This is a genomic window from Leucobacter sp. M11 (genome assembly GCF_035726885.1).
In the GTDB taxonomy this organism is placed as follows: domain Bacteria; phylum Actinomycetota; class Actinomycetes; order Actinomycetales; family Microbacteriaceae; genus JAPFRB01.
Map to the genome: position 1 here is coordinate 20,501 of NZ_JAPFRB010000006.1, position 519 is coordinate 21,019.

A 519-nucleotide genomic window follows, 5' to 3' on the forward strand; every position below is an offset into this window, starting at 1 on the left:
CAGAGGATTGGAGGTTGTCACGGAGAAAAGTATACGCGTATAGTTAGGCTGTCCTTATCAAGATCGGAGGAAGTGATGAGCAGGTTGGATCCCGAGCGCATCGTCGATGAGGCGATGCGGATCATGGTGACCGAGGGGGAGGCCGCGCTGGCCATGCGCCCGCTCGCGGCCCGACTCGGCGTGACCCCGATGGCGCTCTACCGGTACTTCGCCGACCGCGACGCCCTGCTCCTCGCGCTCGTCGAGCGGGTCTCCGCCGAGATCGAGTTCCCCGAGCCCGGGGCGGACCCCGTCGAGACCGCGGTGGAGCTGGCCGCCTGCCTGCACGACGTGCTCGCCCGGCATCCCTGGATGAACCGGCTCATCGCCACGGGGCGGCTCGCCAGCCCGGCGGGCCTGCGCTTCCCCGAGGGCTTCCTGCGCTGCGCGGAACAGGCCGGGCTCGACCCGGAACGCGGCTTTGTGTTCTACCGGACCATGTTCGCGACGGTCCTCGGTGTGGCCACGATCACCCAGGCG

The 519-nt window shown here is 68.6% G+C and carries 1 protein-coding gene; it reads left to right on the forward strand.

The features are described from left to right. Positions 1-75: 75 nt before the first annotated feature. On the forward strand, positions 76-519 hold a 444-nt coding region (locus tag OOT08_RS17115), incomplete at its 3' end, for a TetR/AcrR family transcriptional regulator (protein WP_325094054.1).